Here is a 16,776-nt window from a genome sequence, read left to right on the forward strand (position 1 = left end):
ATGGCGAGAAGTTAATTAACGCTGTAAGTTTTTTGTGAGCTCCAAACAATGCAGCCTCAACGCCTCAACTTTGGCAGGATCCATATTGGATTTTTGCTCAAGTTGCTGCTTTAAATTTTTAGCTTTTTCCCGTAACTCAAAACCAAGCTCCGTCAGTGCGATAACTTTTTTGCGCTCATCAATTTGAGATACCTGGCGGGTAAGCAGCAACTTCCCTTCCAAGCGCTTCACAATCGGCGTCAGGGTTCCCGGATCTAACCGGGTATCTTGTGATAGCTCAGTCAGACTAACTTCATCGTTGTACCACAAAGAGTGCATCACGATATATTGCGGATAAGTGAGATCAAACTCATCTAGCAATGGTCGATAGGCTCTTATAAGCGCATTGGTGGCAGTATACAGGGCAAAACAAACATTATCTGACAACTTCTGTGACATGAGATCTCCTTTGGCTAGCTTGTGCATCATACCTCAAATACAGTTTATGCCAAATATTTAGCGCGCAAAACTTTACCACGCAAATCACTTGCCAAATCCAATTTCTAAGTCTAATGTAAAAACGCAATTGCTTTGCGCGCAAATATTTTGTTGAGAAAAGAGCTACAGATAAACTGTCTCATCGGAAGGAAGATTATGAACATACAAGAAATCCAACTTGCATCACGCCCGTCGGGTACACCAACAACTGATAACTTTTCGTTTGTCGACCGCAAACTGCCGAACCTTCAAGATGGTGAAGTACTGGTAAAAAACCTTTGGATGTCAGTTGATCCGTATATGCGTGGCCGGATGATTGACCAAAAAAGCTATGTTGCTCCTTTCGAAATTGGTAAAGCACTAGAAGGCGGTGCCATTGGTGAAGTCATTGAATCACGTAACACTGACTTTCCCGTTGGTACTAATGTGAGCAGTATGTTCGGCTGGCGCAGTCACTTTATCAGTAATGGTGGTGGACTCACCCAAATTCCAACAACCCTGCTACCGTTACAAAGTTTTCTGGGCATCATGGGAATGCCGGGAATGACGGCCTGGACGGGTCTGTTCCGTATTGCAGAGCTAAAGCCAACTGATACGGTCTTTATCTCTGCAGCGTCAGGAGCCGTCGGTAGTGTCGCTTGTCAAATTGCCAAAATGCACGGCTGTACTGTCGTAGGCTCTGTCGGTTCCGATGAAAAAGAAGCCCTGCTCAAGGAGCTTGGTGTAGATGCCGTCATCAATTATAAAACTGCAGGCAATCTGTCTGATGCGCTTGCTGAAGCGGCCCCTCAGGGTATCGATGTTTACTTTGAAAATGTGGGTGGTGAGCACCTCGAGGCGGCTCTCAACAACATGAACGACTACGGTCGCATCGCCGTATGTGGTCTGATATCACAATATAATGCAACCGAGCCACAACCAGGGCCTAGCAATCTAGCCATGGTGATCATCAAGAAATTGAAGATACAGGGCTTTATCGTATTTGATCACTGGGATCACTATAAAGAGTTTGCCCAGCAAATGGGTCAGTGGATCGCAGAAGGCAAAATCAAGTGGGAAGAAACGGTCTATGACGGTTTAGATAAGGCACCTGAAGCCTTCATCGGCCTATTTGAAGGCAAAAATAAAGGGAAAATGCTGGTGAAATTATAATTGGACCTTAACTTGTACCAGTATGCTTAGGGAGCACACTTTGCTCCCTCTTCACTGAACACAGCAAGTGCCGCCCCATACCAAACTGAATAGTTACTCTGCCTACCCGCAAGATTAGTATTTCGTCTAACTCATTAAGACTCAGTAGGAAGCCGCGTCAGTTGCTGAGCGATTTGAGATGTTAGTCGGTTAACGCCTTCGGATAGTGCTTTCACCTGGGCATCATAGCCTTCCTGCGCTAGCGGCACCTCAAAGACAAATGGATAAACGCCCTGGAGAGCTCCGCTCCCATCAAGTAACAGCCACTCACCACTCACCTTCGCCGAGCCCGAATAATGTCCATTGAACTGGCTGAATTTGACCTGTAAGCGAGGTACCCCCGAGGTTTCGAGCGCCGGGGTCAACTCCGTAGGCCAGTATCGGCTCTGTTTGCTGCGTAAATCTAAATTTATCCTGCGGGTTAACTGCTTGCCGATACTTTCTGCCCATAGATTCTGCTGAGCCTGTACAACTTCAGTATCACTAAGCTGATAAACCAGGCCAGTACCAGATAAATGCTCTGCCATCTCCACCGGTCTAACGACTAACAACGGCTGATTGGTTGCAATGGTGGAAATCCCCTGTCCATCAGAAGGTAACATATATGTACGGCTCACCACCTCCGGCTGGCTACTACAGCCCGTCAACACTACTGGCATCAACACCGCAGCCAATAACATATCAGTCAACAATCGAGACCACCTCTTCATTATTGAGCTCCCCTGGCAGGAATTGGATCTTTTGCTTTTTCACCGGAAAATATCAGTGAATTTGGTTTTTCATTCAATTGGCGTAGCACAGGCTGAAGTTCGGTCATGACCTGCTCGAAACGTGATAGTGCTTGTTCCAAATTACGGTATGGCACGGCATCTGGGCTAAAACCATTAAGCGTTTGCTGGATCTGCTGCAAACTGTCTCTGACCTCACTGGGTATGGCTTTCGTGTCTTTCTGAGCCAGTATAACCGTCAGCTCTTTAGCCACCTTTTCAGCTGCCAACAGTGTTTTTTGAGAAGCATCCAGACTCTTATTCAAGCTCAACAGTGTATCTTCTACGGGTAAGTTATTTATCTTGGTCAAAATAGAGCTCACCTGTTTTTGAATTTGAGCAAAACCACCAGCTTTGGTCGGGAAGATATCGTAATCTTGATAATGGGTGAGTACCGGCATCTGTTCGTCAGGATAGACCTCAGTATCCACCAGCAATGCGCCGGTCAGTAGGCTACCGGTTTTCAGCGTCGCGCGTAGCCCGACGTTGAACTCTCGCTCGAGGTTCACTTTTAATTGCTGCAAACTATCAAGATCCACATGATCATAAATTCGCCCCAACTCAATTCGCACAAGAACCGGAATTTGTTTATTAGAGAAGCCATCTCTTTCACTTGGCAAACTAAGCGGTACTTTCCTTACAGTACCAATCCGAATACCACGATACTCCACCGGTGCACCAGCATTTAGGCCGCGAACGGACTCATCAAACAGCATCACATATTCGAGATACTCATCGAAGAAGCGCTCTTTGACCTGTTTCAAGTTGTTATACAGCCTAAACCGGCTCAGTTCTTTCGTAATCAGCTCGCCGGGTTCATTGCCTTTGGGCACCCGAAAACTAACGCCTCCCGTGATCAGTGATTCAATGGAGCCAATTTTCAGGTTGAAGCCTTCGGCTGACATTTGCAAATCCACTCCAGAGGTCAACCAAAATCGTGTACGCTTGCGGATCAGGCTATCGTATGGCTCAAAGATAAAAAGTTGATAGTTTGCTTTTTTATTCTCTGGATCAAACGTTACTTTCTCTACCCGCCCAACGGTAAAACCTTCATAAAGAACCGGATCGCCCACTCCCAATTTGCCGGCTTCATTATGATATAAAACCAGCCTCAGCCCCTTTGCATCTGGCGGGGCAACAGGTGGCACCTCAAGCACCGTAAACGACAATTTTTCTTTCTTCCTCACGCCCGGTTGAAGCTGGATATAGGCACCTGACAATAACGTTTCTAACCCAGACACGCCTTCTTTGCCTATCCTCGGTTTTACAACCCAGAACAAGGTATCTTCCTTCAACATCCTGGCGGCATCTTTATCTATCTGTGCTGTGGCAATGATCGCAGTATAATCATCATTCAAAGTCACATCGGTAACCACCCCAACCCTCACGTTAAGTGCCTTCACCTCGGTTTTACCGACTTCAATGCCTTCAGCGGTCTCTAACATTAAGGTGATTTCGGGGCCTTTACTGACGGCGTACTGAACCAACATCCAAACACCAATAGCAATAGCAATCACTGGCACGAGCCAAATCGAGGAAATCTGTTTAAGATCTTGTACTTCCGCCTTTTCCGGCTTGTTATCACTCATAATTGGGGCTCTCTGTTGATTGATGACCACTGACTATTTTTGTTGTTTTATACCCTCTAACTCAGAAGGTGCACTAGACTCGCTATCGGCCCAGAATATACGGGGATCAAATGTCATCGCTGACAACATAGTCAAAATAACCACACAGGCAAACGAGAGTGCCGCGGGACCCGGAAAAATTGCCATAAGATTCTGTAATTGAACTAAGGCAACTAAGATAGCAACCACAAAAATATCTATCATGGACCAGCGTCCTATCAGCTCCGTCATCCGATACAAACGTAGTCGCTGAATGGCCTGGCGCTCATCGCTCGCACGGTGTGCATTAATATACAGCCAGGAAAGGGCAAAAATTTTCGCCAGCGGAATCACTACGCTGGCAAGAAAAATAACTGCCGCGATAGGATAAGACCCTAGGTTCCAAAGCAAAACTACCCCGCCAATAATGGTTGAGCCTTCTGAATTTCCAAGGCTCACGGTAAACATCATCGGGTATAAATTAGCGGGAACAAAAAATACGGCTGACGCAATGAGCAAAGCCCAAGACCGTTGCAAGCTCTGCTGCGGACTATAAGGATGTAGAACGCCATGACATCGCACACACCGTGCATGATGGCTGTCAGGCATTGGGTTTAGCTGAGAGCAAATATGGCAACTAACATGGTTAACGGAGTGATGGCTATCGCCCTCCTTAATATCCGGAAATACATACATCGGCATAAACTGTAACCAGAGCCAGGTGCGATCAACCATCGAGACACACTTAACGACCAGCAAAGTGTAGATACAGAACGCCCAAAACGACATGCCAAGGCCGACATCCGCCAGTGATGCAATCTTAATCAGGCTAACCAAGACGCCAATCAGAAACACGTCAACCATTAACCAAGGCTCAATACGAAACATTCCACGACATAGCCGTTTTTCAAACGGAGTTATTGTCAATGGCTTCGGAAGCGAAGCTAACTTTTTCGCATTCCAGTATAGATAAAGCACGGTCAAGATATAAATAGCCGGTAAGATCACCACGGTTAACAATAATAGTGCCGCTAGCAAACTATTTTTAAAGATACTCAACATCTCTGCGGCATGAAGCAAAGTGATCTCTTGAGTTATCCCTTGAACACTGAAAGACATAAACGGAAAGCTGATGCTTAGCACCAACATAATCAGGCAAGCAACACCGTACGCCAATGGACGCTGCAAAGGCTGACTGATCTGTTTTGCCAGCACATGACCGCAACGAGGACATGACGCTTTCTGGCCATCATTAAGAACAGGCAATTCGACAACCAGGCCGCACTCTTCACAGCCCACTAGAATCTGGGGGTCCTGATGCTCGCTCATCGTCAGCCTTTATTAACCACCTCTCAATTCAGTATAGAAAAGCTCTATCAAATACCCGAACGTATTTAAGATAAAACGACTAATTACAAACAGATAGAATTCAGCCCGTAAACAGGATTGCCACTAACAGCGTAACTGAGAGAGACGTAATAGACTGATTAAAAAAGAAAACCTCCTAATTAGGAGGTTAAAATGAGAAAGATAAAGTGAACGTCTAGTTACTTACGAAGCTCTTATGAGCTAATCCTCATATGGATGAATATAAAAACAACAACAAATACAGATGTAACTACTTCCGTACATAGTCTTCAATAATCACCTAGATCCTCATAGCAACTATTTTAAGTGCTAATCCGAAAGCATGAACATGCAACACTATTAATGATTAGTATAGTTAACAAACCAATAAACCATATAAACCTTATGGTTATATATAACCATATAAACCTTACCCAATACCTTTAGCTTTTTAAAAACAATGTCATATATACCCAAGTAACCATATGAACAACCTGAACTTGTTTGGGTAAGCCATTTAGTCTTGCATAGATACAAAAATCAAATCCGTTTTAGCTGCACAGATAAAGTCATTTTTGTGTAACCCTTTTACCGAGTGACTCCACCAACAGACCGTCACTTTCCGCCATTCCAACGTTATTGCAGGGTGATGAAATTCATCTTCGGCTAATTTGGCCACTTTATCGGTGAAAGCCCATGCCTGTTTGAAGTTTTTAAATTTATAGATCCGCTCTAGCTGCTTAATACCCTCACGCTCATGCACATCCCATTCAGGCGTACTCTGCGACAACTCAACCAACTCACGCTCGGTAACCATTGGAGCGCCTACTTGGCAGGCTTCGCATTTCAATTCATGTAAATCAGACATAGTCCCCTACAATCTCCTTATCTTTCGGTGGATATACCGGTTCATGTAACCCTAGCGACTTAGCTTCCTGGACCATGTTCATAATGTCCTGCTGAGCCAGTTCATAGAGCTGTTTAATATCATCAATCACAAAATAAATAGGCTGCATAATGTCAATTCGGTAAGGCGTACGCATTATGTCTACGGGATCAAACGGACGGTAGATGGGTTTGTCACTGCTAACCGCATATTCCGTTTCAGCGGGTGATGATAAAATCCCCCCGCCATAAATTCGCAAGTTCCCGTTTTTACGCATCAGCCCAAACTCAACAGTAAACCAGTACAAACGGGCAAGGTATACCCGATCCTCTTTACTGGCTTCATACCCCAACCGTCCATAGGTATGTGTAAACTCGGCAAATGCCGGATTCGTTAGCATCGCACAATGGCCAAATATCTCATGAAAGAAATCCGGCTCCTGCAAATAGTCAAACTCGTCACGATGGCGTATAAAAGTCGCGACAGGGAACTGTTTGTTAGAAAGTAAACTGAAAAATCGGTCAAAGTTGATCAGTGCCGGTACCTCGACACACTCCCAACCCGTACTTTTCTGCAATACCCGGTTAATTTCTTCAAGTTGAGGGACGCGATCATGGGGCAAGCCCAGTAAATCCAGCCCCTTGATATACTCATCGCAAGCACGGCCATCAATACAGTTTAGCTGGCGTATCACCAAATCATGCCAAACCAGATTCTCTTCATCGCTCCAGTCGATAAAGCCATTTTCATCAGGCTTCTTCGAGATATATTTTGTCGCCTTACCCATAAAACAACCTATTTAACATCTACTTGCCTCGCCCTGGCAGTTATCAATTATTCCCGTCAATAATCCGGGATCCCTCTGTCTTAAATTAAGGTTAGGTGTTTTACAGGTTGGTATGGAACCACATTAACAGAATCACAAAAACCCAAAGCTGTAACAATAATTTTACATCGTTATCAGTGTTAGCCTTTTCATCCTAGGTATTTGGCTGGTTCTGGTTATCAAAGCTATCACCCTGATAAATAGCTAGTTATGTAAATTTTCCCGAACATGACGAATGATATTAAAATCAGGATTTAGTTGCTTGTTTGCCCGACGTCAGCCAGAGTTAATACATTGAGTTAACAACGCATTAACCGAGCATATTGACCTCTAAGGATAAAACAATGCGACACTGGTTTCAGTTTCCAATCGTCGAGGGAAAGGCTTCCCGGCAGGCACACTGTGATTTACCCGATGGCACGTTTGAGCGTGAATGCGGGAAAGAAGGTTTTTTTGGCCCGGCCAGCCACATGTATCATGCTAATCCCCCTACAGGCTGGACAGAGTGGGAAGGCCCTTTACGTCCCCGCGCTATTGATACCACGAAACTGGAACAGCAAGGGAAAACCCCTTGGGATGCCTCGTTATTGCTATTCAACGACAACCTGAAGATGCGGGTTTGGAACAGCCAGCAAAGCATGGATCACTTAGTTCGTAACGGAGACGGTGACGAGGTGCTATTCATTCATCATGGGTGCGGCCAGCTGTATTGCGATTATGGCCACCTTCCATTTCGTGACGGCGACTATATCGTCATACCACGGGCAACCAGTTGGCGAATTGAAGTCGAAGAGCCGGTTACGGTGCTACTGATTGAAGCGACCAATAGCGGGTATCAAATGGTAGAGCGCGGCCTGGTTGGCCAGCATGCGGTTTATGATCCGGCGGTTTTGGAGTACGCGCGAATAGATGATGCATTTTTGGCGCAACAGAGCAGCCACCAGCGCTGGCAAGTGTTGTTAAAAGCGCGTAATCAGCTCAATACCATCACCTATCCGTACAACCCGCTCGATGCCCAAGGCTGGAAGGGAAACCTGACCGTATTCAAGCTCAACTGGCGAGACATACGGCCCTTGATGAGTCACCGCTATCACTTGCCGCCCTCTGCACATACCACCTTTGTGGCTGACGGCTTTGTGATCTGCACCTTTGTCCCCCGCCCGATTGAAAGTGATCCCGGCGCATTGAAAGTCCCCTTCTACCACAATAATGATGATTACGACGAGGTACTGTTCTACCACAGAGGCAATTTCTTCAGCCGAGATAATATCGAGGCTGGGATGATCACCCATCACCCCTGTGGCTTTTCGCACGGTCCCCACCCCAAGGCGCTGGCAACCAGTATGGCAAACCCCAAAAAGGAAACCGACGAAGTGGCTGTGATGATCGATACCCGTTGGCCATTAGAAATAGCAGATTTACCTGAGGGCGCTGAAAACAAAGACTATGTTTATTCATGGCTGAGTAATAAACAAACCATTCAGCCGGTAGGTGACAACGAATAATACCAATAGGGATCAGTCAATTAAAATATTTACAATGTAAATAAGGAGTCGAGAGTGAAGCTAGCCTCTTTAAACCACGGCCGTGACGGACAACTGGTTATTGTCTCGCGCGATTTAACCCAAGCCGTTCATGCACATGACATTGCACCAACCCTACAGTTTGCCCTCGACAACTGGGAACAGGTAGAAGCTGATTTACAGCATTTATACCGCAACCTCAATGATGGCGTTGCCCATGATGTATTCCCATTTAATCCTAAGCTCTGTGCATCCCCACTGCCTCGCGCCTACCAATGGGCGGACGGCAGTGCCTATGTCAACCATGTCGAACTCGTTCGTAAAGCCCGAGGCGCAGATATGCCAGAAAGCTTTTGGACAGAGCCGCTAATTTATCAGGGAATGTCTGACGGGTTTCTCACCCCAACTCAAGATATTGAAGTAGCAGATGAAAACTGGGGCATCGATTTTGAAGGTGAAATCGCAATCATTACTGATGACGTTCCAATGGGCACCCGGACTGAAGAAGTTCACGGCCATATCAAGCTGCTAATGCTGGTCAATGATGTCTCACTGCGCAACCTGATCCCCTCTGAACTGGCCAAAGGCTTCGGTTTTTTCCAGTCAAAACCCGCTTCGGCCTTCTCTCCAGTCGCAGTTACACCCGACGAACTCAGCAATAGCTGGTACGACTATAAACTGCATCATCGCCTGACCGTCCATCATAACAATACGTTATTTGGCCACCCTCACGCAGGTACCGACATGACATTCAACTTTGCCGAACTGGTACAGCATGTCGCGAAAAGCCGCCATTTGAGTGCTGGGACGATTATCGGTTCAGGCACCGTATCGAACAAAGATAGATCCTGTGGATCATGCTGCTTGGCCGAGCGCCGGATGCTGGAAATCATTGACAGTGGTGTTGCCGAAACCCCGTTTATGCAGTTTGGCGACACGGTGAGAATCGAGATGTTTGATGACAACGGCCATTCAATTTTTGGGGCGATAGAGCAAAAAGTGGTGCGCTATGAACACCGCTATCATGACGAAGATTTAAATCGACATAAGCCGGTATAAAGGGAAGAGAATGAAACTCTATGACTATTACCGCTCGTCGGCCTCATACCGAGTAAGGATTACGCTTAACCTCAAAGGCCTCAACTACGAACAGTGCCCAGTATCGCTGCTGGATAACGAACAAAGCAGTGCTCACTATACCGCTCTCAATCCTAGCGCTTTGGTACCGGGGTTGAATACCGATCACGGCGTACTGGGGCAGTCGATTGCAATTATGGAATACCTGGAAGATATCTGCCCTGAGCCCTCAATATTCCCAGAATCCAAATGGGAAAAAGCTAAGTGCCGGGAGATAGCCCTTGCCATTGCCTGCGATATCCACCCGCTCAATAACCTGCGGGTACTGAACTACCTCAACACTGAATTTGGGGTAAACCAAAATGAAAAAATGGTTTGGTATTACCACTGGCTAAGCCGCGGCTTCCAGACACTAGAGTCCCTGCTTAGTCAAAATAAGTACCGGTTCTGTTGCGCCGACTCCCCGACAATGGCCGACATCTGCCTGATCCCCCAACTCTATAACGCCCGGCGATTCGGATTCGATGTCAGCCCCTATCCCATCTTGCTCAATATCGAACAACAGTGCCAACGGCTAGACGCTTTCATCAAAGCGCATCCAGATAATCAGGAATAAGTAATGACAGATAACCGTGATAACCTAGCTTTTCAGGCAAGTGCAACGCAACTGCCCCAAATAATGTGGATGCCCGAAAAGGATCGTATTCATGACAGCCGGCTTTACCAGTTCATGGTCGAGCTGAGTGAAAAAAAAAATACCCTGTTTCATGACTACAATCAGCTCCATCACTGGACTGTCGAGCATAGTGACGAATTCTGGGATTTAGTCTGGGACTTCTGCCAAGTCCTGGGAGAAAAGCATAAGCCCATTACCTCCTGCCCTCCACACAGCAAGGTACCCGCCAAAGAAACCCAATGGTTTCCTCATGCCAATCTTAACTTTGCTGAAAACCTGCTTAATAACTGGAATCTCCATGCAGCAGCCGATGCTGTTATCTTTCATAGCGAAGGGAACCCTGACCGAAGGCAGCACCTGAGTTGGCAACAGCTCTACCGGCAAACCTCGCAAGTGGCCGCATTTTTGGCCGACAACGGGGTGAAGCAAGGTGATGTCGTTGCCGCGTACATTCCGAATATTCCTCAAGCTATCGTTGCGATGCTAGCCACCGCCTCGCTGGGCGCGATATGGACCTCAACCTCACCAGATTTCGGTGTCGATAGCGTAGTCGAACGGTTTGGCCAGACGGAACCCAAAATTCTGATCTTCGCGGATGGCTATTTCTACAACGGGAAAACACATCACAGCCTTGAAAATGTCAGCGCGATGCTGGCACAACTCCCCACTGTCCGGCAGCTTCTGATCATCCCATATGTTGGAATAGAGACAGATGTAGAACCACAACTCAGCCAAAACCCCGCAGTCACTCTGTCATCTTGGCCGGAGCTGCTTGAGCGCTACCCAGCCCAGCAGCTCTCCTTTACCCGCGTTCCCTTTAATCACCCGCTCTATATTCTCTACTCTTCAGGCACAACCGGACAGCCAAAGTGCATCGTTCACAGTACTGGCGGGACTTTGCTCAATCATCTGAAAGAACATCAACTGCATAGCAATATTAAGTTCGGCGATCGGTTGTTCTACTTCACTACGTGTGGCTGGATGATGTGGAACTGGATGGTGAGTGGATTAGCGTCAGGTGCAACGCTGGTCATTTATGACGGCTCGCCTTTTTACCCTGATGGCAATGTACTGTGGGACATGGCAGAAAAGGAGGCGCTCAACCTGTTTGGTACCTCATCAAAATACCTAGAAGCACTAGAAAAACAAGGTTATCAGCCGGTATCGCGCTTCAGCCTGTCATCCCTCAATACCTTATTTTCAACCGGTTCCGTGCTGGCACCCGAGCAATTTGACTATGTCTACCAGTCCATCAAGCCTGATTTACAGCTGGCTTCTATTTCCGGAGGTACCGATATATGTGGCTGTTTTGCCATCGGTAATCCGTTAAACCCGGTGTATCGCGGCGAGTGTCAGGGACGAGCGCTCGGCATGGATGTCCAGGTTTTTGATGATGCTGGTAAGCCAATCTTTCAGCAGCAAGGCGAACTGGTTTGCTGCAACAGCTTCCCCAACCAGCCAATTGGGTTCTGGAATGACCCAGATGGCACCCGCTACTGCAACGCTTACTGGAATACCTTTCCCAACACTTGGCATCATGGCGACTTTGTTGCACTGAGCGAAACCGGTGGGATGACTTTCTTTGGCCGCTCCGATGCGGTACTTAATCCTGGAGGTGTTCGAATAGGGACGGCTGAAATCTACCGGCAAGTGAATCCACTGAAGCAAATTGTCGATTCGGTCGTGATCGGCCAGAAGTGGAAAAATGATGTCCGGGTAGTGTTATTTGTTCAATTGACTGATGGCCATAAACTGGACGAGCCGCTAAAAGCAACCATCCGTCAGCGAATCAAGCAACATTGCTCGCCTCGCCATGTCCCTGCAGTGATCCTATCTGTTAGCGATATCCCCCGTACCAAATCGGGCAAACTGGTCGAGCTGGCGGTGCGCAATATTGTTCACCATCAACCCGTGAAAAATGTTGGGGCACTGGCAAACCCACAGGCGCTAGATAATTATAAAGATCGTCCGGAGTTAAAGTAGAAGCAGGAAAAAATAGACGACTCAACACATAACGACAGTTCGAAAATGACTGCGCGCACAATTTCTGAAAAAACACAGAGTAAAAGATGTCATTTCTAGCCTTTTAACTGGAAATGCCGTTCAGTAGACGCTCTGAATCTCGCATATTGCAACGGTTTAGGTATATCATGCCTTCATTAAGCTACAAGGAGAACAGTTACCAACATGAAGCGCATTCCAACCAACATCATCACCGGATTTCTTGGTGCCGGGAAAACTACCTCTATTCTTTCCCTGCTGGCCCGCAAACCAGAAAACGAAAAATGGGCAATTCTAATCAATGAATTCGGCAATGTCGGTGTTGATGGCGCGATTTTGGATCAGCAAGGTGCGCTCGTCAAAGAAGTGCCAGGGGGGTGCATGTGCTGTGTTGCCGGTTTACCGATGTCTGTCGGTATTAATGCCCTGCTGGCGCAAAAACCGGATCGATTGCTGCTTGAACCAACTGGCCTTGGCCACCCGAAAGAGATCATCAACAAACTCACTTCAGATACCTACCGTAACTATATCGACCTGAAGGCAACCATCACGGTGGTTGATCCTCGCCACTTCGCCGACACCCTGTATACCGACAACCAGAACTTCCAGGATCAATTGGCGCTGGCCGATGTGGTGGTTGCGAACAAGATAGACGAATGCGTTGACTACGATATTCTGGCGTTTGAAACCTATGTCGAGCAATGCGAACCGGCAAAGGTCGAAATTGGCAAAGTCGAGCAAGGTGAACTAGAGCTAAGCTGGCTAGATATAGAACGTATCGAGCGACAGGCTGAACATAGCCATCACCACCATGAGAGTGATGAGGCCGCCCCGCTTCCGGGCTTTGAGCTGGCACCGGGCGAAACCTTCGTACGCAAAGAAAACAGTGGTCAAGGTTACCGCAGCTGCGGCTGGTTCTTCGCAGCCGACCAAATTTTTGATTTTTCAAAGCTATTCACTCTGTTTTCAAACATCAACGCCCAGCGCGTCAAGGCCGTCGTCAATACAGAACGTGGCTGCTTTGCCTTCAATGTTGTCAACCAAGTGGTTACGGTTAACGAGCTGTCGCTTGAGGGCTTTGAGTCACGAATTGAAGTGATTGATAAAGAATTGCTGCCGTGGGACGAACTGGAGCAAATTCTATGCTCACTGGCATCAAGCGGCCAGTAAGTTAACCTCTCAACATCCTGAATTTCGTGCTAAAAATAAATTTGGGAAAGAAGATACTGTCAAACAGTACTAATTTGCCCATCGAGAAAACTATTCTCTGTGGGCTTAATCCAAAGCAAGGAGCAAGTATGCTAAACCCTGCTACTGCGAAAGCAGTCATAGATCATGCGCTATTTCTTGGTGCTGACTTTGCTGAATTATTTGTTGAGCATCACCAGTCCAGTTCCGTTGAACTTATCTCTGGCGATATCGATAAAGTAAACTCTGGTATCGACTTCGGTATCGGTGTTCGTCTTTTCTTCGGCTATAAAGTGCTTTATGGCTACACCAACAGTACCGACGAAGAAGAGCTCAAGCGTGTAACGAGCCTGCTTGCAGCCAAGGACAAACGTGATCAGATTGCCAATGCCGCCGCGTTGAACCTTAGCCGCTACGCCAGCAAACACCAGTGTCAGTTGCCATTGGCCCAGGGTGCCAACCTTGAAGCAAAAATCGCCTTCCTGAAAGAAACCGATAAATCGGCCCGCGGTGAAGACGAGAAGATCTCGCAGTTTATTGGCCGCATCTTGCAACGTGAGCAGCAAGTAGAAATCTTTAACTCTAACGGCCTGCATATCGGCGATACCCGTCACTATACCCGCGTAGCCGCAACAGCCATTGCCCAGAATGGCAGTGAGCAGTCTACCGGTTTCGAAGCACCTGGTGCGTTAACCGGTTGGGAATTCAATACCCACCTTAATGCCCGTGAACTAGGCCAGCATGTTGCCAAGCAGGCGATGGTCAAGCTGTTTGCCGATAACTGTCCGTCTGGAGAAATGCCCGTCATTATTGGTAACGGCTTTGGTGGCGTTATTTTCCATGAAGCATGCGGACACTTGCTTGAAACCACCTCGGTCGCGAAGAAAGCCTCGGTGTTCCACGATAAAATGGGTGAAATGATTGCCAACACAGTAGTCAATGCGGTCGATGACGGCACCATGGCCAACGAATGGGGCTCAATCAACATTGATGATGAAGGGATGGAAACCCAACGCACTCAACTTATCAAAGACGGTAAGTTAACCGGCTTTATGGTTGACCATATGGGCTCACTGAAAACAGGTTATGCACCGACAGGCTCTGGCCGCCGTGAGTCCTATAAATATGCACCAACATCACGCATGCGTAATACCTTTATCGAACCGGGTGACAGCTCACTCGACGAGATGATAAGCAGCGTTGAACGCGGGATCTATGCCAAAAAAATGGGTGGCGGTTCCGTTCAGCCAGGTACGGGAGAATTTAACTTTGCCGTACAGGAAGCATACCTGATCGAAAACGGGCAAATAACCAAGCCGCTGAAATCAGCCACTCTCATCAGTACCGGTCCGAAAGTACTGAAAGAAATCAGCATGGTCGGCAAAGACTTTGCACTAGCTGCCGGTATGTGCGGCTCAGTCAGCGGCTCTGTCCCAACAACCGTGGGCCAACCGGCGCTGAAGGTCGACAATATTCTAGTGGGAGGTGGCAACTAATGGCTGATCAAAACACACTTCAACAAGCAATTGAGCAAGTTCTGGAGCGCGTTAAAGCCGCGGGGGCTGAAGCCGATGTTATTGCCAACTGCAGCAATAACTTCTCGTTGAAAGCCAACGCCGGCGAGCTTGACGAATACAAAGTCACCTCAGGGCAAGTAATTGGCGTTCGTGTCGTCAAAGACCAGCGCATCGCAACCAGCTACTCTGAATCACTAGAATCCGCCAGCTTGGATACCATGGTCGAACAGGCGCTGCAAAATGCCCTTTACACCAAACAGGACGAGCACCAAACCATTAGCTGTGTAAACAGCCACCTGAAGACAGATGAGGCGGAAATTTATCAGCAAGATGAAGCGACTGTCGATGACAAAATTGAGCTCGCGTTGGCTCTGGAAAGTGGCGTAGTCGCAAAACCCCACGCAAAATCGGCACCTTACAATGGCTTCGGTGAGTCAGACAGCCAAGTTATTCTCGCCAATACCCAAGGAACCCTGTGTCAGCATCAGGAGCGCTCGCTATACTGTTATGCCTATACCCTGTATGAGCAAGACGACAAGCAAGCCATGCATGGGGGTATGTCATCAGGTCGTCGTTTCGATGAGCTAGATCCGACATATTGTATCAACCATGGTTACGATATCGCCAAAGCTTTACTTGATGGTTCACCTGTTGCTACCGGTAGCTATTCGGTTATTTTTGATCTGAGCTGTCTGAGCAGCCTGTTTGGTGCATTCGGTATGTGCCTATCCGGTCAGTCGGCAATGAAAGGGATTAACCCATGGCGCGATTCGCTTCATACCCAAGTTGCCAGCCCACTACTGACTGTCTCTGACACCGCATTCATTGAAGGTGGCTCAGCAATTAAGGCATTCGACAGCGAAGGTTATGCGACTCGCGACACTATCCTTATCGGTGAAGGTCAGCTGCAAAGCCTGCTACACAACAGCCACACCGCAAGTTTCTTCGGGATCGACAATACAGCCAATGCTTCCCGCTCTGCTAAAGGCGGCCTTGGGGTCTCATCACGCCATACTGTCATTGCGACCGGAACCAGCTCTGAAGCCGAAATCACAGCCGGTGAATACTTGGAGCTGGTTGAGTTGCAAGGAGTGCATTCTGGCGCCGATGCCGTCAGCGGTGACTTCTCGTTTGGAGCCAGTGGGTTCCTGTGCCGTGATGGTAAGCGTATTCAGCCCGTTCGCGGCATTACGGTTGCCGGAAACTTCTACCAGTTATTGAAAGAGATCGATGCGGTTGGCAATACACTGTCCCACGACTACGAACGTGATTTCTTTGCCCCTCAGATCCGCTTTAACAAACTGAGTATTGCGGGGAAATAGAAGGTAGAACCTAGATAAAAGTATAAAAATGGCGAGCATTATTGCTCGCCACTTTTATATCCGTATTTTCATCTGAAAGGGTTAACCTATCGCTCTATCGGGATCAATTTGATAGTAAGTATTCACACATGAATTTGCCAACTCCGGTTCAAGAAACTCTCGAACCATATCGATAGACTCCGCTTCCCACATGCATTGGCACAGCTTTTGGTGCTCACTGATCATAGTCGAATGCAGACGCATACCTACTGGCGGGTGCGTTAATGCTCCGCTCGCTTTCTGCCAGAATAATTCCGGGTCGGTGATCTCATGTTGAATCGCGATAAACATATCCCCTCCACCATCTACTACCTAAAAGTATAGTGAGGAAC

The 16,776-nt window shown here is 47.5% G+C and carries 15 protein-coding genes; 8 read left to right on the plus strand and 7 right to left on the minus strand.

Annotation, left to right across the window (positions count from 1 at the left end):
- Positions 1 to 15: 15 nt before the first annotated feature.
- Positions 16 to 438: a MarR family winged helix-turn-helix transcriptional regulator gene (locus MD588_RS15555; protein ID WP_265698329.1), complete on the minus strand. Its 423-nt coding sequence runs from the start codon at positions 436 to 438 to the stop codon at positions 16 to 18.
- Between the two features lie 195 nt (positions 439 to 633).
- On the opposite strand from MD588_RS15555, the gene MD588_RS15560 reads away from it, so the two are divergent.
- Complete coding sequence (locus tag MD588_RS15560; protein WP_265698330.1) at positions 634 to 1,629, plus strand: NADP-dependent oxidoreductase; 996 nt, start codon at positions 634 to 636, stop codon at positions 1,627 to 1,629.
- Between the two features lie 134 nt (positions 1,630 to 1,763).
- On the opposite strand, the gene MD588_RS15565 is transcribed toward MD588_RS15560, so the two are convergent.
- From MD588_RS15565 to phhA, 5 genes are all read right to left on the minus strand, one after another.
- Positions 1,764 to 2,378 (minus strand): PqiC family protein, encoded by a 615-nt coding sequence (locus MD588_RS15565; protein WP_265698331.1) that lies wholly within the window; start codon positions 2,376 to 2,378, stop codon positions 1,764 to 1,766.
- Positions 2,378 to 4,024: an intermembrane transport protein PqiB gene (pqiB, locus tag MD588_RS15570; RefSeq protein WP_265698332.1), complete on the minus strand. Its 1,647-nt coding sequence runs from the start codon at positions 4,022 to 4,024 to the stop codon at positions 2,378 to 2,380. The genes MD588_RS15565 and pqiB overlap by 1 nt, the downstream gene beginning before the upstream one ends.
- A 33-nt stretch (positions 4,025 to 4,057) precedes the next feature.
- A complete protein-coding gene (locus MD588_RS15575; RefSeq protein ID WP_265698333.1) occupies positions 4,058 to 5,371 on the minus strand; it encodes a paraquat-inducible protein A in 1,314 nt (437 codons plus the stop codon).
- A 535-nt stretch (positions 5,372 to 5,906) separates the two neighbouring features.
- Entirely contained in the window at positions 5,907 to 6,257 is a 351-nt protein-coding gene (locus MD588_RS15580; RefSeq protein ID WP_265698334.1) for a 4a-hydroxytetrahydrobiopterin dehydratase, read from the minus strand.
- Positions 6,250 to 7,062 carry a phenylalanine 4-monooxygenase gene (gene phhA, locus MD588_RS15585; RefSeq protein ID WP_265698335.1) on the minus strand — a complete coding sequence of 271 codons (813 nt, stop codon included), beginning with the start codon at positions 7,060 to 7,062 and terminating at the stop codon, positions 6,250 to 6,252. Before phhA ends, MD588_RS15580 begins: the two co-directional genes overlap by 8 nt.
- A 383-nt stretch (positions 7,063 to 7,445) precedes the next feature.
- Between phhA and MD588_RS15590 the strand changes: the two genes are divergently transcribed.
- The 7 genes from MD588_RS15590 (at position 7,446) to MD588_RS15620 (ending at position 16,405) form a co-directional block, all read left to right on the plus strand.
- The gene (locus MD588_RS15590; protein ID WP_265698337.1) at positions 7,446 to 8,606 is read left to right on the plus strand and encodes a homogentisate 1,2-dioxygenase; all 1,161 of its coding nucleotides are present in this window, start codon (positions 7,446 to 7,448) and stop codon (positions 8,604 to 8,606) included.
- Between the two features lie 54 nt (positions 8,607 to 8,660).
- Complete coding sequence (locus MD588_RS15595; RefSeq protein WP_265698338.1) at positions 8,661 to 9,683, plus strand: fumarylacetoacetate hydrolase family protein; 1,023 nt, start codon at positions 8,661 to 8,663, stop codon at positions 9,681 to 9,683.
- 10 nt (positions 9,684 to 9,693) lie between these two features.
- Positions 9,694 to 10,317, plus strand: coding sequence for a maleylacetoacetate isomerase (gene maiA, locus MD588_RS15600; RefSeq protein ID WP_265698340.1), 624 nt, complete (start codon positions 9,694 to 9,696; stop codon positions 10,315 to 10,317).
- 3 nt (positions 10,318 to 10,320) lie between these two features.
- Positions 10,321 to 12,360, plus strand: coding sequence for an acetoacetate--CoA ligase (locus tag MD588_RS15605; RefSeq protein WP_265698342.1), 2,040 nt, complete (start codon positions 10,321 to 10,323; stop codon positions 12,358 to 12,360).
- A 204-nt stretch (positions 12,361 to 12,564) separates the two neighbouring features.
- A complete protein-coding gene (locus tag MD588_RS15610; protein ID WP_265698344.1) occupies positions 12,565 to 13,548 on the plus strand; it encodes a CobW family GTP-binding protein in 984 nt (327 codons plus the stop codon).
- A gap of 128 nt (positions 13,549 to 13,676) precedes the next feature.
- Positions 13,677 to 15,062 carry a TldD/PmbA family protein gene (locus MD588_RS15615; RefSeq protein ID WP_265698345.1) on the plus strand — a complete coding sequence of 462 codons (1,386 nt, stop codon included), beginning with the start codon at positions 13,677 to 13,679 and terminating at the stop codon, positions 15,060 to 15,062.
- A complete protein-coding gene (locus tag MD588_RS15620) occupies positions 15,062 to 16,405 on the plus strand; it encodes a TldD/PmbA family protein (RefSeq protein ID WP_265698346.1) in 1,344 nt (447 codons plus the stop codon). Before MD588_RS15615 ends, MD588_RS15620 begins: the two co-directional genes overlap by 1 nt.
- An 81-nt stretch (positions 16,406 to 16,486) precedes the next feature.
- On the opposite strand, the gene MD588_RS15625 is transcribed toward MD588_RS15620, so the two are convergent.
- Positions 16,487 to 16,735 carry a hypothetical protein gene (locus MD588_RS15625; protein WP_265698347.1) on the minus strand — a complete coding sequence of 83 codons (249 nt, stop codon included), beginning with the start codon at positions 16,733 to 16,735 and terminating at the stop codon, positions 16,487 to 16,489.
- Positions 16,736 to 16,776 lie beyond the last annotated feature (41 nt).

Origin of the sequence: Photobacterium obscurum (assembly GCF_026191635.1) — a bacterium.
In the GTDB taxonomy this organism is placed as follows: Bacteria; Pseudomonadota; Gammaproteobacteria; order Enterobacterales; family Vibrionaceae; genus Photobacterium; species Photobacterium obscurum.